The 22,416-nt window shown below is 54.3% G+C and carries 16 protein-coding genes; 8 read left to right on the top strand and 8 right to left on the bottom strand.

Annotated features, from left to right (window positions below; translation table 11 throughout):
* Positions 1-96: 96 nt before the first annotated feature.
* From lpdA to H6507_07680, 3 genes are all read right to left on the bottom strand, one after another.
* Entirely contained in the window at positions 97-1,497 is a 1,401-nt protein-coding gene (gene lpdA, locus H6507_07690; protein MCB9368970.1) for a dihydrolipoyl dehydrogenase, read from the bottom strand.
* Positions 1,498-1,563: 66 nt separating this feature from the next.
* Positions 1,564-2,850, bottom strand: a complete 1,287-nt coding sequence (odhB, locus tag H6507_07685) for a 2-oxoglutarate dehydrogenase complex dihydrolipoyllysine-residue succinyltransferase (protein MCB9368969.1) — start codon at positions 2,848-2,850, stop codon at positions 1,564-1,566.
* Positions 2,851-2,898: 48 nt separating this feature from the next.
* A complete protein-coding gene (locus H6507_07680) occupies positions 2,899-5,613 on the bottom strand; it encodes a 2-oxoglutarate dehydrogenase E1 component (protein ID MCB9368968.1) in 2,715 nt (904 codons plus the stop codon).
* Positions 5,614-5,892: 279 nt separating this feature from the next.
* Here H6507_07680 and H6507_07675 point away from each other — a divergent pair, with 279 nt between their 5' ends.
* Positions 5,893-6,708: a prohibitin family protein gene (locus tag H6507_07675; GenBank protein MCB9368967.1), complete on the top strand. Its 816-nt coding sequence runs from the start codon at positions 5,893-5,895 to the stop codon at positions 6,706-6,708.
* 89 nt (positions 6,709-6,797) lie between these two features.
* Here the strand turns inward: H6507_07675 and H6507_07670 are convergent, their stop codons facing one another.
* Positions 6,798-7,121, bottom strand: a complete 324-nt coding sequence (locus tag H6507_07670) for a DoxX family protein (protein ID MCB9368966.1) — start codon at positions 7,119-7,121, stop codon at positions 6,798-6,800.
* Positions 7,122-7,280: 159 nt separating this feature from the next.
* Here H6507_07670 and H6507_07665 point away from each other — a divergent pair, with 159 nt between their 5' ends.
* Both H6507_07665 and H6507_07660 read left to right on the top strand, forming a co-directional pair.
* Entirely contained in the window at positions 7,281-7,970 is a 690-nt protein-coding gene (locus H6507_07665; protein MCB9368965.1) for an aspartate/glutamate racemase family protein, read from the top strand.
* A 91-nt stretch (positions 7,971-8,061) separates the two neighbouring features.
* Positions 8,062-9,675 (top strand): T9SS type A sorting domain-containing protein, encoded by a 1,614-nt coding sequence (locus H6507_07660; protein MCB9368964.1) that lies wholly within the window; start codon positions 8,062-8,064, stop codon positions 9,673-9,675.
* Position 9,676: 1 nt separating this feature from the next.
* Here H6507_07660 and H6507_07655 read toward each other — a convergent pair whose 3' ends face one another.
* Both H6507_07655 and H6507_07650 read right to left on the bottom strand, forming a co-directional pair.
* Positions 9,677-11,539: a S8 family serine peptidase gene (locus H6507_07655; protein MCB9368963.1), complete on the bottom strand. Its 1,863-nt coding sequence runs from the start codon at positions 11,537-11,539 to the stop codon at positions 9,677-9,679.
* A gap of 79 nt (positions 11,540-11,618) precedes the next feature.
* Complete coding sequence (locus H6507_07650; protein ID MCB9368962.1) at positions 11,619-12,992, bottom strand: TIGR01777 family protein; 1,374 nt, start codon at positions 12,990-12,992, stop codon at positions 11,619-11,621.
* Between the two features lie 254 nt (positions 12,993-13,246).
* Here H6507_07650 and H6507_07645 point away from each other — a divergent pair, with 254 nt between their 5' ends.
* The 5 genes from H6507_07645 to H6507_07625 are packed head-to-tail and all read left to right on the top strand — an operon-like array spanning position 13,247 to position 18,750.
* On the top strand, positions 13,247-14,368 hold the full coding sequence (locus H6507_07645) for a glutamate--cysteine ligase (protein ID MCB9368961.1): 1,122 nt from the start codon (positions 13,247-13,249) through the stop codon (positions 14,366-14,368).
* 15 nt (positions 14,369-14,383) lie between these two features.
* Entirely contained in the window at positions 14,384-15,568 is a 1,185-nt protein-coding gene (locus H6507_07640; GenBank protein MCB9368960.1) for an MFS transporter, read from the top strand.
* A 34-nt stretch (positions 15,569-15,602) separates the two neighbouring features.
* Positions 15,603-16,340 carry an esterase family protein gene (locus tag H6507_07635; GenBank protein MCB9368959.1) on the top strand — a complete coding sequence of 246 codons (738 nt, stop codon included), beginning with the start codon at positions 15,603-15,605 and terminating at the stop codon, positions 16,338-16,340.
* 11 nt (positions 16,341-16,351) lie between these two features.
* Complete coding sequence (locus H6507_07630) at positions 16,352-17,626, top strand: hypothetical protein (protein MCB9368958.1); 1,275 nt, start codon at positions 16,352-16,354, stop codon at positions 17,624-17,626.
* Positions 17,627-17,628: 2 nt separating this feature from the next.
* On the top strand, positions 17,629-18,750 hold the full coding sequence (locus H6507_07625; GenBank protein MCB9368957.1) for an alpha/beta hydrolase: 1,122 nt from the start codon (positions 17,629-17,631) through the stop codon (positions 18,748-18,750).
* A 50-nt stretch (positions 18,751-18,800) separates the two neighbouring features.
* On the opposite strand, the gene H6507_07620 is transcribed toward H6507_07625, so the two are convergent.
* Together H6507_07620 and H6507_07615 are read right to left on the bottom strand one after the other, a co-directional pair.
* A complete protein-coding gene (locus tag H6507_07620; protein ID MCB9368956.1) occupies positions 18,801-20,708 on the bottom strand; it encodes a S9 family peptidase in 1,908 nt (635 codons plus the stop codon).
* A gap of 12 nt (positions 20,709-20,720) precedes the next feature.
* Positions 20,721-22,409, bottom strand: a complete 1,689-nt coding sequence (locus H6507_07615; GenBank protein MCB9368955.1) for an acyl--CoA ligase — start codon at positions 22,407-22,409, stop codon at positions 20,721-20,723.
* Positions 22,410-22,416 lie beyond the last annotated feature (7 nt).

Below are 22,416 nucleotides of genomic sequence, written 5' to 3'. Positions count from 1 at the left end.
CGTTCGGGGCGTTCCCGAAATTCTTCTAAGCGGACAAATCCCATGATGTCTCTTGTTGTCGAGCCGGGTTAGGCCTGTGCCACCCGGCCGGAACGGTTAAAGGTGCAGCGCGCGATTCTCCGTCGCGGCCAAACATGCTTCTTTCATTGCTTCCGTGAACGTCGGGTGCGCATGCGACGAGCGGGCGATGTCTTCCGCCGATGCGCGGAACTCCAGAGCGATCACCGCTTCCGCGATCATGTCCGCCGCACGCGCGCCGAACATGTGCACACCCAATATCTCATCTGTTTCCTTGTCAGCCAAAACCTTCACGACGCCTTCCGACTCATTGGCCGCGCGCGCACGACCCAGAGCTTTGTACGGAAAACTCCCTGACTTGTAGCTTCTGCCCGACTGCTTCAATTCTTCTTCGGTATATCCCACCCCCGCGACTTCCGGCCACGTATACACAACCCACGGAATCGCCCGGTAGTTGATATGCGGTTTCTGTCCGGCCAGATACTCGGCCACAAACACGCCCTCTTCTTCGGCCTTGTGTGCGAGCATGGCTCCGCCGATCACGTCGCCAATTGCAAATATTCCCGGATGCGCCGTTTCGAGATGCTCATTCACCTTGATGAATCCACGCTGGTCCGTCGATACTTTCACACTCTCAAGTCCAAGTTTGTCCGTATAGGGTTTGCGTCCGACCGCCATCAAACAATAGTCGCCCGGCAGCTCGACGTCTTCGCCGCCCGGTGTTTCCGCGACGACTTTAATCTTCTTGCCCTTCGTTTCGACGGCTTTGACCTTGTGGCCGAGATAGAGATCGATTCCGATGTTCTTGAGCGATTTGCCCAATTCCTTGCCCATCGTGCCGTCCATCGTCGGAATTGCGGAATTCAAATACTCGACGATCCGCACTTTCGTGCCAAGCCTTGCAAACACCGAGCCCAATTCACAGCCGATCACGCCTGCGCCAATCACTACCAATTCCTTCGGAACGTTCTTCAAAGCCAACGCTTCAGTCGACGAAATTATTTTCTGCTTGTCGATTTTTGCATACGGCAAGTCCGCGGGTTTTGAACCGGTGGCAATTATTGCCTTCGCAAACGAAATATCTTCGATGGAGCCGTCCTCTTTCGTCACGCGCAGCGCTTCCGCACCCAAGAATGTCCCGTGACCGTGAAAGACGTCAATCTTGTTCTTTTTCATCAGGAAGGCGACGCCCTTCACGTTGTCGCCCACGACCGAATCTTTGCGGCCGCGCATCGTCTCCCAATCCACTTTCAGTCCGCTGACGCCAATGCCGTGCGTTTCGAAATGTTTCGCAGCTTGCAAATAGAGTTCAGAAGAATCGAGCAAAGCCTTTGAAGGAATACATCCGACATTCAAGCAGGTGCCGCCCAGCGTCGAGTACCGCTCGACGATCGCGACCTTCATCTTCAACTGCGCCGCGCGAATCGCCGCGACATACCCGCCGGGTCCGCTCCCGACAATTACAAGATCGTATTTCATTATTTGATTGAGATTTTCTTTCCACTTCGCCGAGCCGGGTCATGCCCCGCGCAACCCGGCTGAAGCTCAGACCTGTAAGAGCATCCGCACCGGATTTTCCAAACTTTCCTTCACGCGCACGAGGAATCCGACCGATTCTCGCCCGTCGATGATGCGATGATCGTAGCTCATCGCCACGTACATCATCGGGCGAATCACGACTTGACCGTTCAGTGCGATAGGACGTTCTTCGATCTTGTGCATGCCCAAAATTGCACTCTGAGGCGGATTCAGAATCGGCGTCGACATCAAAGAGCCAAACACGCCGCCGTTAGAAATCGTATAGGTGCCGCCGGTCATTTCGTCGATGGTCAACTGGTTGTTGCGCGCGCGTCCGGCCAGCCGCTCGATTTCGCGCTCGACGTCGGCAAGGGTCATACTCTCGGCGTTGCGCAGCACCGGAACCACAAGCCCTTTGGGTGCCTGTACAGCAACCCCCATGTCGACGTAATCGTGATAGACGATCTCGTCGCCTTCGATCGAGGCATTCACGGCGGGGAAGTACTTCAGAGCTTCCGTCACAGCCTTCACGAAGAACGACATAAACCCAAGCCGGACGCCGTGCTGTTCTTGGAATTTTTCTTTGTAGTCCTTGCGGAGCTGCATCAAGTTCGACATGTCCACTTCGTTGAACGTCGTGAGCATCGCTGTGGTTTGGCGCACGGAAACCAAGCGTTCCGCCACTTTCTGCCGCAGCGGCGACATCTTTTCGCGTCGCTCGACACGTTCGCCTGTGTAGGCAACTTTCGGCGCTTGCGGCGGCATATGAGACGGAGCGGCTTTCGCGGGAGCTGCCGTCGGGCCGTTCGAACTCGCCGCCGGAGCTGCTGAGGGTGCGGGTGACGGCACAGACTTTGCCGAAGCCGCGGCTTTAACCGCGTCTTCTTTCGTAACGCGGCCGGCTTTGCCGCTGCCGTTGGAAACGCTGTCCGCGCTCACTCCGGCTTCGCGCAAAATCTTGCTCGCGGCGGGTGATGCGATCTTTGATCCGCTGCTCGCAGCCAGTGCGGGAACGGAAGGCTCCGCTGATTCGGCTTTCGCGGGAGCAGCTTCCGCTTTCACCGGGGCAGCGCCTGCGGTCGCCGATTCGTCAATCGTGCACGCTAGCGCGCCGACTTCAACGGTTGTGCCTGCGTTGATCAGAATCTTCAGCACGCCGCTCGATTCGGCGGACACCGAGAGCGTCGCCTTCTCGGATTCGATCTCAAACAACTCGTCGTTCGCTTCGACGAATTCGCCGTCTGACTTCAGCCAGTTCGATATCGTGACTTCGTTGACGGATTCCCCGGGGCTGGGGACTTTCACTTCAAGCATCTATGGATTTGCCTTGTTCTTCTCCGCGCGATTGAGCGGAAAGTCTGGTTAGTTTGCGAATACTTTGTTTACCAACTCCGCGAGTTCGCGGTCATGCAATTCGGGGAAGCCGACCGACGGCGTGCAAAACTCATCTCGTGAAATCACTCTTAGTTTTGCCTGATCAAACTTGCGGTTCAAAAACGGCCAGCAACCTTGATTCGCGGGTTCCTCTTGTGCCCACACAAACTCGGCTTTTGGATAGCGGTCGAGAATTGCCTGTATCTGCTTTTTCGGAAGCGGGAAAATCTGCTCGAGTCTGACCAGAGCGACGTCTTTGCGATCCGCGTCACGCTGCTTTTTCACAAGATCGAAATAAAACTTGCCCATGCAGAATACCACGCGCTTAACCTGCTTCGGAGTCGTCCACGTGTCGTCAAGCACTTCCTGATATCTTTTGTCCGGACCGAATTCTTCTATCGGACTGACGCACAGCGGATGCCGCAAGGGGCTTTTCGGCGTCAGCACAATCAGCGGAGTTCTGAACGGACGCGCGAGTTGCCGCCTCAATACGTGGAAGAAATTCGCAGGCGATGTCCCGGCCACGACCTGCATATTCGTGCCCGCGCACATTTCGAGATAGCGTTCAACCCTGCACGACGTATGCTCCGGCCCTTGTCCTTCCGAACCATGCGGAAGCAGCAGCACCAAGCCGTTTTCGCGGCGCCATTTCTGTTCTGCACCTGCTACGAACTGGTCGATGATGATCTGCGCGCCGTTCGCGAAATCGCCGAACTGTGCTTCCCACAGAACCAACGATTTGGGCGATGCCATCGCGTAACCGTATTCGTAGCCCATCACCGCATATTCTGACAAGATCGAATTCCAAATTTCGAACGTGCCTTGCTTTTTGCTGATATGCTGCAGCGGATAGTATTCGTTGTCGGAATCTTCGACGCGCACCATCGCGTGACGGTGGGAAAACGTGCCGCGCTTCGAATCCTGTCCCGACAATCTGACGTGAAATCCCTCGTCGCACAGTGTCCCATAAGCCAACAGCTCGCCCATCGCCCAATCGAATCGCCCTTCAGTAATCATCTTGCGGCGGTCTTGGAAGATTCGTTCGACCTTGTTGATAAACTGCACGTCCTCGGGGAGCTTGGTGATCGCCTGTGCGACTCGTTTGAGAGTCTTGATTTCGACTCCCGTCACCGGCGACTCTTCAAAATCTTCCGCACGGGCGAAGCGCAGGTCCTTCCAGTAATCTTTCAGTGAACTCGGAGCCATCGTTTCGAAAACTTCTTTGGCGGTTCTGAAATCGTTGTCGAGTTTTGTCCGAAAGTCCTTTTCGATCTGCTTGGAGTCGTCCACCGGGATAGTACCTTCGTCGGCGAGTTTCTTCGCGTAAATCTGCCTCGGGTCCGGATGCGCGGCGATCGCTTTGTAGAGGACCGGCTGAGTGAAACGCGGCTCGTCACCTTCGTTGTGCCCGTGTTTGCGGTAACCCAAAATGTCAATGAACACGTCGCGTTGGAACTCCTGCCGGAATTCGAGCGCCAGCTCTACGGTGTAAATCACAGCTTCCACGTCGTCGCCGTTCACGTGGAACACGGGCGAGAGCGTCGTCTTCGCGACGTCCGTGCAATAGGTGCTCGAACGTGCTTCTATGTAGTTGGTCGTAAACCCGACTTGATTGTTCAATACGATGTGCAACGAACCGCCCGTCTTGTAGGCGTCGACGTGCGACATTTGCAGAAGCTCGTACACGACTCCTTGACCGGCAATCGCCGAGTCGCCATGCACCAAGATCGGCAGCACTTTCTGATAGTCGCCGTTAAATCTCAAGTCCGCTTTCGAGCGGCAAACTCCTGCAGCCACCGGATTGATGGCTTCAAGGTGCGACGGATTCGGCATAACGGTCAAGTGAACAGGCAGACCGGCTCTGGTTTTCTTGTCAACGGAATGGCCGAGGTGGTACTTCACGTCGCCGGAGAATTGCGCGTCCGTGTATTGCTTGCCTTCAAACTCGTTGAAGATGTGACGGTAGTCTTTGTCCAGGACATTCGTCAGAATATTCAGCCTGCCGCGGTGCGCCATACCGATCACGAAATCGTGGATGCCCAGCAGCGCTCCGCGCTCGACGATTGCGTCCATCGCCGGAACAAAAGTCTCGAGTCCTTCCAGAGAAAACCGCTTCTGTCCCACGAACCTTTGGTGCATGAACTTCTCGAGCACCACGGCCTGCGTCAGCATTTGCAATGTGTGCCGTTTCGCTTCATGCGTGAAGTGGCGGCGGTTGCGGTTGCTCTCCATACGATCCTTGAGCCAATCGAGCACCTTCGGATCGCGCATAAAAATCCACTCCACACCCACGGAGTCGCAGTAGGTTTCGTCGAGTAAACGAATTATCTCCCGCAGCGGCGCCGGGCCCAGGCCGACGCGAGTGCCCGCTTGAAACACCGTGTCCAAATCTTTTTCGGACAAATCGAAATTCTCAAGCGTCAGCTTGCCGCCGTAGTTGCGGCGTTTGCGGACGGGATTCGTTTTGGTAAACAGGTGACCGCGCTGACGGTAGGCCGCGATCAGGTTGACCACCTTGAATTCCTTTTCCATCTCTTCGGGAGCTTGCTGCGGCGCGTGCCCGTTGAGCGTCCGCGCGAACTCGAACCCCTCGAAGAATTTTCTCCATCCATGATCCACCGAATCAGGCTGCTGACGGTACTTTTCGTAAATATCGTCGATTACCTGAGGATCCGCATTCACCAAAAATGACAGGTCTGACATGCTGTTTTGCTCGTGTCCCGCCCGATTTCCGGGCAATATGTCCTGTTTATCCCATGCTCACGAGACGTACTCTCCGCGAGTGCGCTTCCCGTAACATCCTAAAGCATAGAGTTTACGAATTTCCCCTGCAATACTCAACTAAATCTCCCTAAGGAATCAGGGTTAGAAGCCTCGAAATTGTAATTCTGCGCCCGTTTGCCTTTCCCCTGCGATTTCCGCATCTTTAGAGACCCTACACAACGAAATTTCAACACTTTTCAATACGGAGGTGTCTCTCTTATGACCACATACACTGCCACACCCAACCCCAGCCTGATCTTCAAAGTCTTCGGTGGGTTGATCATCGTTGTTCTGATTTTCCGCTGCTTCACCGTCATTCCGGCCGGCCACGTCGGTGTCGTGGACTTCTTTGGGAAAGTCTCAGAAGCGACTCTGAAGCCCGGTGTCAACATCAGAAATCCGCTCGCGACCATTAACAAATTCTCGGTCAAAACTCAAGAAACAAAAGAGGTTATGACCGTCCCGTCCAAAGAAGGGCTGTCCGTTCAGTTGGAAGTATCGGTACTCTATCACTTGAATCCGGAGAAGGCCGCTGAAGTCTACAAGAGTATTGGCCCGAACTATCGGGAAATCATCCTTGAACCAAATTTTAGATCGGTAACTCGTGGTGTGACAGCCGGTTATGAGGCTCGCGCTCTGTATACTTCCGAACGCGAAGTTCTGGCCCAGCAAATCCACACCGAGCTTGCCAAGCTGGTCGAAAACCGCGGAATCACCATCGAGGCTACGCCGCTCCGTCAGGTTGGATTGCCTCCAAAACTGACCGCATCCATCGAAGAGAAGCTCCAAGCCGAGCAGGAATCCCAGAGAATGGAATTTGTTTTGACCAAAGAATCCCAAGAAGCGGACAGAAAGCGCATCGAAGCGCAGGGTATTGCCGATTTCCAGAAGATTGTCTCACAGGGTCTGAGCGATCCGTTCCTGCGTTGGAAGGGCATCGAAGCTACTGAAAAATTAGCTACTTCCACGAATGCCAAGGTTGTCGTAGTCGGATCAGGCAAAGACGGGCTGCCCATTATTCTCGGCAATCAATAGGCCAAAAAATTTGATATTTCGTAAAATTGCGAAATAAGAAAGAGAGGCAACCGAGGTTGCCTCTCTTTGGGTCAGAGTTGCTTTTGGAGCTATGAGAGCTTCTTGTCCACCGAGAATTTCCCACCCCCGATCAGCATCAGGGCAAAGAAAATCGCGAGGTAGGTCAGAGCCCTTTCCGGGTCGCCGTTGCCGGTGCTGAGATGCCTGTAGGCTGCCGTCGCCATGGTAAACGTCACGAAGAATGCGCTGATTCTTGTCATGAGTCCGGCGGCCACGAACAGGCTGAACAGGAATTCGCTCAGCGCCGCCGCCCACGCGAAAATCACTGCGTTCGGAAATCCGATGTCCGCGACGCCGCTGATGAACTTTTCTGACGGCGGGAGTTTTCCCAATCCGTGTGAAAAGGCCATCATCAGACCAGCATAAAGCCGCAAAACCAGCAGTCCAAAATTCGCCGCGCCGGATTTGATATCCGCGCCGCCAAAAAAGAATTTCTTCAAAGGGGTCTCCCGTTTCTGTATTTCATTCCCTTGAACTTTGCTTCCTCGCCAACAAGATAACAATTTTCCTTTATGAAAACACTCGGACTCATCGGCGGAACAAGCTGGCACTCGACCGTTGACTACTACCGGCTGATCAACAAATTGGTCAACGAGCGACTCGGCGGATTGCACTCCGCGCGCTTGATTCTCTACTCCGTAAACTTCCATGAGTTTTACAACAACAATCAGGAAGAAGGCTGGCCGGGAAGCGAGCGCTACGTCAGCAACATTGCCAAGACTCTCGAAGCGGCCGGAGCGGAGGGCCTGATCTTTTGCGCGAACACTCCGCACATGGTCGCCGATGCCGTGCAAGCCGCGATCAACATTCCACTGATTCACATCGCCGAAGCCACCGCCGCCGAAATTCAGAAAGCGAAACTGACTCGCGTCGCGCTGCTCGGCACGGTATTCACGATGGAGCAGCCGTTCTACAAAGACATTTTGGCCAAGCACGGCATCGAAACCGTCGTCCCCGAAAAAGCCGCCCGCGACTGGATTCACAACACGATCTTTGAAGAATTAGGTCTCGGCATCTTCAAACCAGAGACCAAAGCCGAATACTTGCGCATCATGCACACCATGAAAGAGCAGGGAGTGGAAGGCGTCATCTTAGGCTGCACAGAAATCCCCATGTTAGTCAAACCCGAAGAGTGCCCGCTCCCCGCCTTTGACACGATTGAGATTCACGCCAAGGCCGCAGTGGAGTGGATGCTGGGGTGATTCAGAAATTCCCCCGGTCTTCCGGGGGAATGAAGGGGGGTCAATCTTTCGCTCTCCGGAATATCCAAAGAGCATTGTCATCCTGAACGTAGTGAAGGATCTTGTCAAGCAAATCAACACACTCATGCGCAAGACCATACATTTTAGTTCACGAGCACTATCTGCATTCAATCTTTTGAAGCGGGTGGGGTTCGCGGTTTTCGTGTTGGGGGGTGCGGGGACACTGCTTATCGCACAAGATTGGAGCACGCCAATAGAGTTGACGCATGGCTATGGACACGGCACCCCGTACATGGTAGTGGACAGTCTTCTTCGGGTTCACTTGTTCGTGGTTAGGTCCCAAGACCCGAGACCGGGATCTGGACAACCCAATACGTTAGTCTACTACTTGTTCGACAATTGGGGCAGGCCTTTGCGCGATGCGTACGAGGTTCTGCCGGACTCACACTGGTCAGACGACGGCAGAATAGGCCTATTGCTCGACCGACAAGAACGTATTCACGTATTGTGGAACAGGTACCATGATAATTCTCCACCAACACATTCGCTAATTTACGTACGATTGTCATTGGATGGCGAATTCCTACAAGAGCCGCTAATCCTTGACGATAACATCGAGCCTGGAAACTACCACATGGTTGAGACGTTAAGCGGAGAGGTCTGGGGTGCCTGTGGAAATCAGTTTTTCGCTGTGGATGCCAACGGCAATGTTGTGGAACCGCTGCAGTATGTTTACCGTCCAGACTCTGTGTTGTCGGCCAATCTGATGCTTGCGGCCTCGCCGGACGGATCTGTTTGGGGCTGCCTTATGACCTGGAGTGGCCTGGGCGACAGACTGATGACAGATCGCTTCTGGCCTCCGCCACGCATCGAAGAGATCACGTACATCGCGGAAGATGTTGATGCCAATCAAGCATTTAATATCGACGTGAACGGTGCCTTTCATTATATCATGTACGGCGACCAAAGAGGACTTTACTATCGGTTTGACTCACGTGCCGGACGTGTCGAGGATTCAACCGTGATAGACCCGAATCCCTATACGAATCTTCAAGGCAATTTGATTCTTGTGGCAGAAGACAGCCTGCAATTCTACTGGGGACGATCTCTGCCGCCTTTGGGATTCTACCGAATCTGTTTCACTACAGACGGTACTATTGGAATCGGGCCTCAATTAATCCCGCATTCCCTTTTCTTCCCGGGTCAACAATGCGCGGTTTGGCGGGACGGCGGTTACTGGATTCCGGGGGTTACTTGGGACGGCACAGTATCTGACCTGGCCATGCTTCACATTCCAGGGCCGAACGAACCACTGGCGAGTGGTTGGCCACCCAGCAATCGCAATCTTCTGTTTGAATTTGAATTCGCTGCCTACCCCAACCCCTTCAACAACACGCTAAATATCTCACTCTTCATCCCACTTCACAATTACGTCGCGGTCACACTCTTTGACCTTTTAGGCCGCGATGTGGATGTGATTCATCGCGGCAGACTTGAAACGACGACACTATCATACACAGCTCCCCCTGAGTTAGCCAGTGGCACTTACTTTCTCCGTGTCGAAACTCCTTCGCAAACCCAAATGCAAAAGATTTCTTCTGAAATAGCGAGCACAAGGGGACAAACAAAATGCGGCGGCTCTTTCAAGCCGCCGCATTCATTTCAAAGCGCGTGCGAAGCGCAACGTTGCCTACTTTTCAAGTAGGTTACATTTTTTCGAGCAGCGCCAGCGACTTCTTCGGGTTCATCAGCTTGACTTCGCGGTCACCGGCCATTTGCTTGTCCGCGCCGTTAATGATTAACTCGCGCAATTGCTTCGTCGTCAGGTCGGGCTTGACTGCCAGCAGCTTACCCGCCAAGTTCAGAACCTGCGGCGAGCTCATGGACGTGCCGTTCAGCTTCATCTTCGTGCCGCCGGGAACGTAGCTCAACACTTCAAAACCGTTGGCGTAGACGTCCACCTTACCAAAGCTCGTGAAGCTCGTCTCTTCACCGGCCTGATCCACCGCGCCGATCGAAATGATGTTCGGCAGATCGTAACTCGACGGATAGAACTCTTCAAACTTCACGTCGGCGTTCGAGTTGCCCGCGCTGGTGATGAAGAGAATTTCCGGAGCGTTCTTGATCGCGTTCTTGAACGCCGTGTCACCGATCGTGTAGATCTTGCGAGCGAGTTCCTTGCGTTCTTCCGGCGTGCCGCCCGCGTTGTGCGTTTCCAGAGCTTCTTCAATCGATCGCAAGTTGCCGCCCCAGCTCATGTTGACGGCGCGTACGCCGTTCTTCTTCATGTAGTCAATCGTCTCGACCAACGCCGCCGCATCCTTCGTCGCCTGCTCAACCGTCGGCAATTCGGGAATGAAGTGGAAGTCAAACGTGATACGAGCGGCCATCAGGCGCGCGTACGGATTGCCCGCGGCGGCGATGCCCGCGACGTGCGTACCGTGGCAATAGTTGCCGTAAAGGCCAATCGCTTCAAAGAACGGCTGCACCTGATCCTGCGCCAGCGTCGACATATGCTTCTTCAGCGCCGTCGCTTCTTCGCTCTCGATGGAAGACTGCATATCGCCCAAGCCCTTCATCCACGCGCGCATCTGATCTTCGTCGGCAATCATATTTTCCGAGCCGATCGGATAGAGCAAGCCGGTTTCTTTGTCCGAATGCAAGCTCCATGCGATGCCGTGCACGTCGTCGACAAAGCCGTCCTTGTCGTCGTCTTTGCCGTCGAGCTTCTCATTCTTGTTCGTCCACATTTGACCCAGCGGTACGAAAATATTCGTATCTACACCGGAGTCCCACACGCACAGCGTCACGGGCTTATAGTCCTTGCCTTTGTCGAGCGAGAAATTACGTTCCGCCCAAATATCCGGCTTCACGACATTGTGCGCGTTGATGTAGTCCGTCAGCGCGGCGACGAAGATTTCCTTCTTGGGAATGTAGTAGCGAAGCGTAAAATACGGTCCGAGCAATCCGTTTGCAATGTCCTGCGAAATTTCACCGCCGGTGTTGTCCAACAACGGCTGCAAATTCGCGTCAATGCTTCCAATCACCAGTGCTTCGGACACCATTTCCGCCGAGCCCTTCTGAGACTTCACATTGGCTTCCACGACTTCGTACGGCATGTTCGCCAGCATCGAGCGAATCTCGGTGTCGAGATTCTTGTCGTAGTTCTCCACACCCTTCAACTGCGCGGACGCAATCGCGCGGCCCACCATCGCCATCGTATGCTTGGCGGCTTCCTTGTCTTCCAAATCGATGCGCATGTTAACCAAGTCAAGATAGCGCTTCCAGTCGCCTTCGATAATGGCAATCGTCCCAAGGTCCGCATACATATTCTGCAGCGTCGTCTTGTCCGTAATCTCGTAGGTATCAAGATCAGCCAAAAGGTCTTTCTTCACATCGGCCGCCAGCTTCTTGATCGCCGCGTCGTCCTTAAGGAAGTCAACGACCTTTTCTTTCACCATGTACGTATGGCGGGGCAGATCGTCCAGCTTCTCAATCTTGATTTTGTCGGCCAATGCGCCGCTTGCAAGTAAACCAACGAGCACCATGAAAATCCATGTGCGTTTCATGTTCTTCTCCGTCTGTATTGAAAATGAAATTTAGGAATCAGAATTCCGAAATTTGCCCGAGGAGGGCAGGGAAGTGACACTAAGAGATTAGATACCCATTTTGCCCGCTTTGTGGCAAACTGACCGGGTGAAATGGTGGCTGATGGCGATGCGGTTTGCCCGTCTCAAACCTGAAGGCCGACTCCAAATCGGATAGCCACGGCCTGAATCCTGATTTTTCAAGCACTTCCGCACGCATGTTCAGGCTCGAAAGCAGAAGTTCCTGCCCCATCTGACCAAATCCAGTTTTTATAGCAAGTTCAGGGACCGAAAACAACGTCGGTCGTCCCAAAACATGCCCCAACGTTTTCGTAAACTCTTGATTGCTGACGGCCCCGGTCGAGCAATTTACAGGTCCAGCCAAGCTCTCGTCATAAATCATGCGATAAATAGCCGCAGTTAGGTCATCGAGGTGGATCCAGCTCATCATTTGCCGGCCGTGCCCCAACTTGCCTCCGAGTCCCCATCTAAAGACCGGGAGCAGCCTTCCCAGACTTCCGCCCCAACCTGAGAGTACTAATGAAATCCGCGGATGTACCACCCGAATACCCGCTTTTCGAGCGGCGTCGGCTGACGATTCCCATGCTTTGACGACATCCGCAGTGAATGTGCTGCCCAGTGCGCCGTCTTCTGAAACCGGGCCATCCGAATCCGCGTAGATTCCCATGGCCGACGCGCTGATGAGAACTTTAGGCGGAGTTTTCAGCCGCGAGATCGTTTCTGCAATCAGCGTCGTTCCCTGCACACGGCTGTCCAGAATCTGCTGCTTGACCGACTCAGTCCAGCGTCCATCCGCGATGCTTCGTCCGGCCAGATGCACGACGGCATCCAACCCTTCGAGTTTCTCCGCTTCGATCTCACCCGTTCGAGGATTCCAGTAAATCGATTCTGTTCTTTGTGATTTCTTGCGGTCCAGAGTCCACACGCTGTGTCCACCGGTCTGCAAAAATTCCTTGAGAGACTTGCCGATCAATCCGCTTGCGCCGGAGATCGCCACCTTCAACCGCGGACGATCCGCGAATTCCGCATGGCGCGATAGATCCATCCACGTGCGTTCGTGACGCCATGGAAACACCGTCCTTAGCATCCATTGCACTTGAGAGCGTCCGAAAATCCCGCCCAACCGCCCCAGCGGAAAGTCGTAGTCAATTCGGTCTTCCAGTTCGCTCCGGCCCGCGCCGATGTCTGTGCAAAGATGCAGGTGTGACCACTTGCGAAACGGCCCACGCTCTTGTTCGTCAATGAACTGCCGACCCGCGATGATGCTGTGGTGTTTGGCCAGCCACTTTATTTTGAGTGGCCCGGCAGGTACGACCAACTCCCGCCGACTGCCTTCCCGGACATGTTCATCGCCCCATGTCACCCGAATTGCTGACCAGGAGGGCGTCAATCGCTCCAAGGCTCCGATTCGCATATGCCAAGCGAAGAGCTCTGAAGCCGAGGCAGGGAAGAGGCTTTTTAGGCTAAATTGCGGCACAGGTAGGTTGTCGAGGTCGCAAAATGTGGATAAACTCAAATATACGGTTTTTCTCCTCTATGTGAAAGTCCAGCGAGAACTTGCGAAGCCCGTTTAGTGAGAAATCTGTTGCAAAACCGTTGAATTCCGAGGAGTCATTCCGTATCTTCAGAGGTTCATTTTCCCTCGGATCGCCCACCTAATTCTTCCCTATGGCACTAATATACAACGGTTCCCCCGAGCCTACATTGGGGGTCGAGTGCGAACTGCTTCTGTTGGACCCCAAAACGTGGCAGCCTGTCAATCGCGTGCCTGAGCTGCTCGCTATTCTGGGAGACGTCGGCTGGGCAAAACCTGAATTGCTGCGCTGCATCGTCGAGGTCATCACGACCCCGTGCCGAACCGTCGCGGACGTCAAAACTGAGCTGGTTGACAAATTCTGCAAGGTTGAAGCTGCTGCCAACCAACTTGGGCTGACCACGTGTTTCATGGCCACGCATCCGACTGCGATGTGGCATGACATGGCCATTACGGACAACCAGCGTTACATGACGTTGGTCAACAAGATGCAATGGCCCGCGCGTCGGGCGATGATCATGGGCCTGCATGTGCACGTGGGAATCAAGAATGCCGAAAAAGCAATTGCGATTTTCAACGCGATGACGACTTTCTTGCCGCATTTGCTCGCGCTGTCCGCGGCGTCGCCGTATTTCATGGGCGAAGAAACCGGCCTTGCGTCCTGCCGTATCAAGGTTTTTGAGGCCATGCCCACAGCAGGTCTCCCGCAGCGCATGCTAAACTGGGCAGAATTCCAGCGTTTCATGAAAACTCTGATTCACTCCGGTGCGATTCAGTCTATTCAGGAAATCTGGTGGGATGTGCGTCCGCATCCGAAATTCGGCACGATTGAAATTCGCATTTGCGACGGCACGCCCGACCTCGACGACGTTCTTGCGCTCGTGGCGATGGCGCAATGCTTGATTTGTTATCTTGAAGATCTCTACGACAACGGCGAGCAACTCCCGATTCACAAATACTGGTTCATCAAAGAGAACAAGTGGCGCGCCACACGCTGGGGACTCGACGCCGACATCGTTCACACGGACGACGGCACGACGCGGCACATGCGCGACGACTTGCACCTCTTGGTCAATGCGTTGACGCCTTCCGCCATCCAGCAGAACTGTTTGGACGAACTGAAGCACGTCGAGATAATCACGGATCGCGGCGGAAGCTACGAGCGGCAGCGCGCCGTCTACCGTAAGACTGAAAGTTTTCAGGCCGTCACGGAATCCATGGTGACCGAGTTTCACGACAGCATCAAGCGCACGTAAGAGCGGGGTCCATTCGTGAACGACTCCCGGCTTCCGGCAGACGTCAAACGTCTTGGTTGGGTGAGCTTTTTCACCGATATCTCGAGTGAAATGCTCTATGCGATTACTCCGATCTTCCTGACTTCCGTCCTCGGCGCATCCGCGGGCATCGTCGGCGTCATCGAAGGCATCGCCGAAGCTACAGCGAGTATTCTGAAAGGTCTCAGCGGTTGGTACTCCGACCGCATTCGCAACCGCAAGCGGTTTATTTTCGCGGGCTACACTCTCTCAGCCGTCGCGAAACCGTTAATCGCCGTCGCGAGCAGTTGGCTCTTTGTCTTGATCGCGAGATTTTTGGACCGTTTCGGCAAAGGTGTTCGCGGCAGTGCCCGCGACGCACTAATTGCCGACGTTACTCCCAAAGAGCAACGGGGCCGCGCATTCGGTTTGCATCGTGCGATGGATACTGCCGGTGCGTTGATCGGCGTCGTCATCTCGTACGTGATTCTGCAATCCATGAGCGACTCAGGCAACCAGCAAATTCTGCTGCGGAATCTCTACTGGTTGGCGTTCTTTCCCGCGATTCTCGGAGTCGGTTTCATCTTCTTCGTCCGCGAATCGAAAGCCGAAAATGCCGTCAAGTCCACCCATCGCGGAAAGAAATTCGGCAAACAGTACTGGTTGATCGTCGCAATCGCAGGCGTCGCCTATTTGGGGTTTTCAAGTGACGCGTTCCTGATCTTAAAAGCCAAAGACATCGGGTTGCCGCTTCCGCAAGTCTTATTGGCCTACATCGCGTTCAATGCCGTCTATTCCCTCGCCGCATATCCCGTTGGAAAAATCTCCGACAAAATGCGCATGGAGACTCTGCTCGCCGCCGGATTGCTGATTTACGGCGGAGTCTACTTCGGATTCGCATCCGCTGAAACCCGCACGATTGTTTTTGTCTTGTTTATCTGCTACGGACTTTACGCGGCGCTGACCGACGGCGTCGTGCGGGCCTTGATTGCCAATGTCGTGTCGCCGGACGTCAAGGCGACCGCGCTCGGACTCTTCAGTATGTTGACCGGATTGCTGGCACTCGCCGCAAGCCTGCTCGCCGGTTGGCTATGGGACAACGTTTCCAGTGACGCTCCGTTCTTGCTCGGTGCGATCCTAAGCTTGTTGGCTTCCGCCGGTTTTGCCGCACTCTCTTTTCGAAAAGCAACGCCCAATCTTTGATTTGAAATACTAATCCGCAAACGAAAATTTTCACATGCAGCGCGAACATCACAAATGGTACAGCCCGGCTCTCAATCGCGACATGGAGATGCTGGTCTTTGGTCATTACGGCCGTCCAATGCTCGTTTTTCCGTCGGCTCAAGGACGGTTCTTCGACTACGAATGCAACCACATGATCGAAACAATCCGCGGCCACATCGAAGGCGGCAAAGTCAAAGTCTTCTGTGTCGACGGCATCGATTCCGAAAGCTGGTTTAACAAAGGTCTCGCTCCGGACGTGCGTGTCCGCGCCCACCAATACTACGAGCAGTACATCACACACGAGGTCTTTCCGTTCATCCATCACCACTGCGGTTCGAAAGATATTCGCATTGCCGCGACGGGATCAAGTTTCGGAGCCTATCATACTCTCAACTTCGCTCTAAAATATCCTTGGAACTTCAGCCACGTGCTGTGCCTTTCCGGCAACTATGACATCCGCGAACGTCTGGAAGGATATTACGACGACAGCTTCTATTTCCAAAATCCGATGGATTATCTGCCCAACTTGGATGACCACGACACGCTTGAGGCGATTCGCCGTATCAATATTGCGCTGGTCGTCGGTCAAGGAGCTTGGGAAGGCAACTGTATCGATCAAACCAAACGTATTTCCGGAATTATGAACGACAAAGGTATCGGTCACCATCTCGATCTTTGGGGACACGATACACCGCACGATTGGCCAAGCTGGCGCCGCATGATTTCCGTTTACATTCCCCAAATCGATTAATCTCTATGTCCATGCACCACCCTGAGGATTTGCCTCACACCCTGCGTCGTATCGGTTTGCTGCTCGGCAACGAATATGCTTGGCCGCTTTCCTTCGAAGCATTGGTCAAGAAACTTGGCTCGCATCTGAATTATCAGGGCCGCCGATTTGACTTTGAGGTCGAACGGTTGTCCATTGAACCGTTTGATTTGCGCGAACCCGTCATCCGGCACGTCGTGATTGACCGGCTCGGCTATTGGCACATGACCGTGCGCGAATGGCTTAAGAAATCAATTTTGGTCAATGACGCGCACGCGGTCAACAACCCGTTCACGTTTCAGTCGATGGAAAAGCACTCCGCGTACTGCGTGATGATTCGACTCGGTTTTGATATTCCTGAAACGTGGTTGATTCCGCAGAAAAAATGGGATCCCGAAGACGAACGCGCGCGAGTTACGACCGAAACATACCACAAACTCTTCAATCTCGAAGACGTCGTCGACAAAGTCGGCGGCTATCCCGTGTTCATGAAGCCGTACGACGGCGGCGGTTGGCGCGGTGTGTCACACATCAAAGACCGCGACGATCTCACCAAGGCCTACGACGAATCCGGTCAGCAGACGATGCATATTCAAAAGGGCATTCGCGACTACGAAGTTTTTTGCCGCTGTCTGGGCTGCGGTCCGCAAGTCTTGCCGATGCGCTACGATCCCGACCAACCTTTGCACAACCGCTATCGCATCGAACACAATTTCCTGACGGATCATCAAGGTGATTTCCTGACCAAACTCACGCGGATCATCAATGCGTTCTTCGGTTGGGAATATAATTCCTGTGAATCTCTGCTGCGCGGCGACAGAATTTACCCCATCGACTTCGCCAACGCGGTGCCCGACACGTCCTTGATTTCGCTTCATTACTACTTCCCGTGGGCGATTAAGTCGCTTGTGCGCTGGTCGCTGTTCTGCGCCGTGACGGAACGCAAAACGCGTGTCGATTTGCAGAGCCGTGAGTACTTCAAGATCGCCGACCGTGACATTCCATTCGACGAAAAGCTCGAACTCTATCACGATCTGGCTCTGCGATATTTCGAAAACGAACGTTTCGACGTTTTTTGCGCGTCGCACTTGCCGCAGCTCGACGAACTCGCACTCGAGTTCTTTACGAGCAAAGAGTGGGACGACATCTTAATCGAGCGCTGCCGCAGATCGTTCCCGCAGCACGAACACGACCAATTCGTCTCGCACTACCGCGGACTCGTGGGCCATTGGGCGAAAATGGAACAGGATAGACTTTCGCGAGGTTAGCTGTGCCGGATCCGTCTCGAGTTTTGACTATCAAAGTTCCTTTTGACACGCCAGTTGGTTCTTCGGTTTATATTGCCGGAGACTTCAACGGTTGGAGTCCGTCGCATCCCATGGCGCGCACGACCGTGCAGGACGGCGGGGTCGTGCGCTTCGCTTTTCCTGCCGATCTCGACCGTGCGGAATTCAAAATTACGCGCGGTTCATGGGATACCGTCGAATGTTCGAAAAGTGGAGATCAAGTTGGCAACCGCAGTTGGACGACCGATTCGCACAATGGTGATCTCACGATTGAAGTCGGCGGTTGGTGCGATATGCATCCCGGCACAGTCCGTTGGCGGCCCAAGCACACGGTGGTCGGCGATCTGCGCGTTATCAAAGACGTCTTCTCGCCCCAGCTTGGCAATATGCGCGACGTGTTGGTGTGGCTGCCGCCGAATCACGACGCCCAAAAGGACGAGCGGCTGCCCGTGATCTACATGCATGACGGGCAAAATCTCTTCGACCACGTCACCGCCTACGACAAGGAATGGGAGGTCGATGAAATCTCCACGGAACTCGCCGAGCGTGAGTCGCTGCGCCACATCGTCGTCGGTATCAACAACATGGGGCTTGCGCGATTGCATGAATACTCGCCGTGGGAAGACGACTTTCGAAAATCCCGTGGTCACGGCGAACGCTACGTGCGCTTTATTCTGCAAACCGTCAAACCCCTGATCGACCGGCAGTTTCGCACGAAACCAGAGCGGGAATTTACGGCTGTCGCCGGGTCGTCGCTCGGTGGTTTGATTTCGCTCTATGCGGGTTTGACGCGTGCCGACAGTTTTTCCTTTGCGGCGTGTTTGAGTCCTACGATGAATGTGGCAGGCGGGCGAATTCTGCGCAGCGCGGTGAGTTTTTCAGGCGACGTGCGGTTCTGGATAGACTATGGTGCGCGTGAATTCGGCGGAAACCGCGAGTTGTCGAACCAGATGATTGAAGCCGTTCACGAATGTGCCCGCACGCTGCGCTCCAACGGAGTAGACGCCCGTTCCTATGTCGATCCCGTCGGCGAGCACAACGAAACGTCGTGGCGAAGACGAATGCCCGATATCTTTCGCTGGTGGCACGAGCAAATGCCCAAATAAGAAAAGCCCGACTCAAATGAGTCGGGCTTCTTTATTGTCGCGCCGAAAGACTACTCTTCCTTCGTCGCCTTTTCACCTTTAAGGTGCTCGTTAAAGAACTCCACTTGCTTTGAATATTCGGCGATGATGTTCACGCGCTTGCTCGCGCCGTGACCTTCATCCGGGAAGATCAGCGAATCGACAGGCGTGCCGATCCTGGTCAGCTCGGCAATAATCTGACGGGCTTCGTTCACAGGCACTCGCGGATCATTTTCTCCGTGAACCACGAGCAGCGGCGTCTTGATCTTGTCGGCTTTGTTGATCGGCGAGATTTCTTCGAGGAACTCGGGATCGGAGAGCGGACCGTATTCCGATTCGCGCAGTGCCCGGCGGTAATCGGCCGTCTTTTCGAGGAAGGATTTGAAATTCACGATGCCCACGACGTCCACCGCCGCGCTGTAGAGATCGGGATACTCCGTGATCATCCCCATCGTGACATAGCCGCCGTAGCTGCCGCCGCGAATTCCGATCATCCCGGGAGCCGTATAACCTTGCGCGATCAGCCAATCGGTCGCCGCCTTATAGTCCTTGAGCGAGTTCTTGCGCAGTTTGTAATTGTCAAGCGCGAGAAACTCGCTGCCGTATCCCGACGATCCGCGCGGATTCAACGCGAACACTCCGTAGCCGTTCAGCATCATGTACTGATAGTTGCGAATAAAACCCGGACGGAACTGGCTCTCTGGTCCGCCGTGTGCTTCCACGATAAACGGAATCGGCTGACCTTCCTGATAAGACGCTGGCAAGTACAAAAATCCCGAAATCTCCAGTCCGTCGAAGCTCGGAAGATGCACCAATGCCGGATCGCGGAACAGACTCGGATCGATTCCCGCGTACATCGATTGCGTAAGCTGCGTGAGTTTCTCGGTCTGCGGATTCCAACGGTAGACATCCGGTGCTTTGGTCGGACTTGAAAACGACAAGATCATTTCGCCTGATGACGTGAAACCAGAGACACGCAGGAAACCGTCCATCTTCGGCAGCTTGACAGGCTTGCCCGTTTCGACTTCGCGCACAAACGTGCGGCCCCAGCCGTCTTCGTTTTGGCTCGCTGCCATGTATTTGTAGTCGCGCGAGAATCCCAGTCCTTCGCATTCCCACCTTGTGTCCAGCCATCCATCGTTGACGTAGTTGACCTTCGGCGATCCGAGCGTCATGTTGGCGACGCGCATCATGCCGTCCTTGTTGTCATTGCACACCAGCCAAACGGTTTTGTTGTCGGGCATCAGCGTCACCGAACCGTAGATCACGTCGCCCTTGTCTTTGGTCATAGTCTTCCACTTGCCCGTCTTCAAATCGAGCTGGTGGAGATCGTTGTTGACGTTCGACGTGTACGTCCCGATAATCATAATCGTGCCGTCGTGCGAAAGTTCGGCGATATAGTTCGAACCCTTTACGCCGTCAAACACTTTGCTGGTCGCACCGGTCGTAATGTTCATTTCATAGACGAAGAAATCCGTGCCGTTCTCTTCGTTGGACGTATAGTATATTTTCGAATCGTCCTTCGCCCACACGACCGATCCGTACTGTACCTTGGGATTGTCCGTGAGCTTCTTGATGCGGCCCGTTTGCGAATCCATTAAATAGAGCTGAGAATTTTCATCGCCGCCTACTGAAGCCGAAACGACTGCGACGTGACCTGCGTGCGCCAAGTCAAATCCTTCGACTCCGTCCGGAAAGGTCGTCAATTGATACGGCCAGCCAGATTCGGTAATGCGGTAGACTTGTGCCGCGCCCGACGCCGACGAGATCACATAAACGTCTTTGCCGTCCCAACTGTTGCCCGCGGGACTCCAGTTGCTGATCTGCAGAAACGTCGCGATATCCGGAATGTACTGCTCTTCGGAAAGCAGCGTCGCGGGTGGATTCGCAAAGGCCGTCAAACAGCCAAATATGAGCAAAACTGCAATACGCCGAAACATGTGGGGGTCCTTCTATGATGATTTGCGTGGTAGTTGCACTGACTTGAATTCGGCGAACAAGTGCTTGCACTTGTTGCGCTGGTATTTCCCCGTCGAGGTTACCGGGAAATCGTGTCCGAAAACGACGACTTTGGGACATTTGGAAGGCTGTAGTTCGCGCCCGCAGAACTCGAGGATCTCTTGCTCCGAAAGTTCGGCGCCGGGCTTCAGACATACGTAGGCTCCGACCTCTTCGCCGTACCAGTCATTCTCAAATCCCACGGCCATCGCTTTGTCGATTCCCGGAATTCGCGCCAGCACTTCGTCGATTTCAAACGGGGAGATATTTACGCCGCCGCGAATAATCAGTTCTTTGAGCCGCCCCGTGATGAAAAAGAACTTGCGGCCCAGTTTGTCAAGTTTGTAAAAGCCTTCGTCGCCCGAGCGAAACCAACCGAATTCAAACGTCTTCTCATTGACTTCCGGATTGGCGAAATAGTGCTTCATCACGTTGACGCCGCGAATCACGATTTCGCCTTTGGCGTCGGGCGCGAGAGACTTGCCCTGCTCGTCGTGGATCTCCATTTCGTTCTGCGGTATCGGCACGCCGATGGACGGAAATCCGTAATCGCGCATCCACGATTTGTGCTCGGCATCCGTCAGATCAACGGGCAAAAAGCAAGAATAGCACGTGGTCTCCGACAATCCGTAGCCGTGCATGATCCGCAGGCCGAAACGCTCTTCAAACGCGGACGCAAGCTCCACGGTCAGCGGGCCCGCCCCGCAGATTATATGACGGAACTTCGGCAGCCGCGGTTGCACTCCTTCCAGCGACTTTTCATGCAGCAGGAATTGCAAAAGCGTCGGCACGACGCTTACGACGTCTATGTCCTCTTGTTCGAGCCGGTCGAAAAAGTGCGAACTGGAAAATTTCTGGTTGAGCACGACCGTTCCCCCGAAGTACATCGGAGTCATCAGCGTCACGACCGTCCCGTTAACATGGTGAATCGGCAGCACGCACATCATCTTTTGTTCGGCTGTCAGCTTGTGCCACTCCGAGATGCCCTGCGCGTCCGTCAACAAATTTTGCTGAACCAGTACGACACCTTTGGGATTTCCGGTTGTGCCGGATGTGTAGACAATCAACACTTCGTCTTCGAGGGTAATCTCTTCGACGTCCGGCGATTCCGGTGAGTACTTCGCAAGCTCGGTCGAGTAGTGCGGGTACTTGCCGTCGTCCTTTCCGGTTTGTACAATCGTCTTGAAATTCGGAAGCGATTCGAGCAGCGGCGCAATTCGTTTGACGTACGGGTCGCGAACGAAGGCGAGCTTCGCCTCAGAGTTCGAAAGGATGTATTCTACACGGTCGTCGCTTTCGCCCAAGTTTATCGGAACGGCTACCGCACCCAGCACCCACGCGGCGAAATACTGTACGACCGTTTCCGCATGATTGTGAGACACGGTGGAAATCCGGTCGCCGCGCCGAATGCCAAGGTCCTGCAGCATGCGCACTGTTTGGTAGACTTTGCCGATAAACTCTTTATAGGTCCATTCACTGCGTTCGCCTGAATCCGCATAGAAAATCAAATACGGCTGCCCGGCCCGCACAGCAAGCTGCGCGGACAACAACTGACCTATGTTATGAAACGGAAGAGGGGAGAGAGCCTTTGCTCCCTCCCCCAATGTCCGTGCATGTGCGATCTTTTCTGCTAAGGTGCGCAATCTCGCT

This window comes from Calditrichota bacterium (genome assembly GCA_020637445.1).
Classification (GTDB): Bacteria; Electryoneota; RPQS01; order RPQS01; family RPQS01; genus JABWCQ01.
This window is presented reverse-complemented; position numbering and strand designations above follow the sequence as displayed.

Excerpts from the sequence above, each read along its gene's own strand:
- lpdA (MCB9368970.1), bottom strand. The coding sequence starts at position 1,497 with ATGAAATACGATCTTGTAATTGTCGGGAGCGGACCCGGCGGGTATGTC.
- odhB (MCB9368969.1), bottom strand. The coding sequence starts at position 2,850 with ATGCTTGAAGTGAAAGTCCCCAGCCCCGGGGAATCCGTCAACGAAGTC.
- H6507_07680 (MCB9368968.1), bottom strand. The coding sequence starts at position 5,613 with ATGTCAGACCTGTCATTTTTGGTGAATGCGGATCCTCAGGTAATCGAC.
- H6507_07675 (MCB9368967.1), top strand. The coding sequence starts at position 5,893 with ATGACCACATACACTGCCACACCCAACCCCAGCCTGATCTTCAAAGTC.
- H6507_07670 (MCB9368966.1), bottom strand. The coding sequence starts at position 7,121 with ATGATGGCCTTTTCACACGGATTGGGAAAACTCCCGCCGTCAGAAAAG.
- H6507_07665 (MCB9368965.1), top strand. The coding sequence starts at position 7,281 with ATGAAAACACTCGGACTCATCGGCGGAACAAGCTGGCACTCGACCGTT.
- H6507_07655 (MCB9368963.1), bottom strand. The coding sequence starts at position 11,539 with ATGAAACGCACATGGATTTTCATGGTGCTCGTTGGTTTACTTGCAAGC.
- H6507_07650 (MCB9368962.1), bottom strand. The coding sequence starts at position 12,992 with ATGCGAATCGGAGCCTTGGAGCGATTGACGCCCTCCTGGTCAGCAATT.
- H6507_07645 (MCB9368961.1), top strand. The coding sequence starts at position 13,247 with ATGGCACTAATATACAACGGTTCCCCCGAGCCTACATTGGGGGTCGAG.
- H6507_07635 (MCB9368959.1), top strand. The coding sequence starts at position 15,603 with ATGCAGCGCGAACATCACAAATGGTACAGCCCGGCTCTCAATCGCGAC.
- H6507_07630 (MCB9368958.1), top strand. The coding sequence starts at position 16,352 with ATGCACCACCCTGAGGATTTGCCTCACACCCTGCGTCGTATCGGTTTG.
- H6507_07620 (MCB9368956.1), bottom strand. The coding sequence starts at position 20,708 with ATGTTTCGGCGTATTGCAGTTTTGCTCATATTTGGCTGTTTGACGGCC.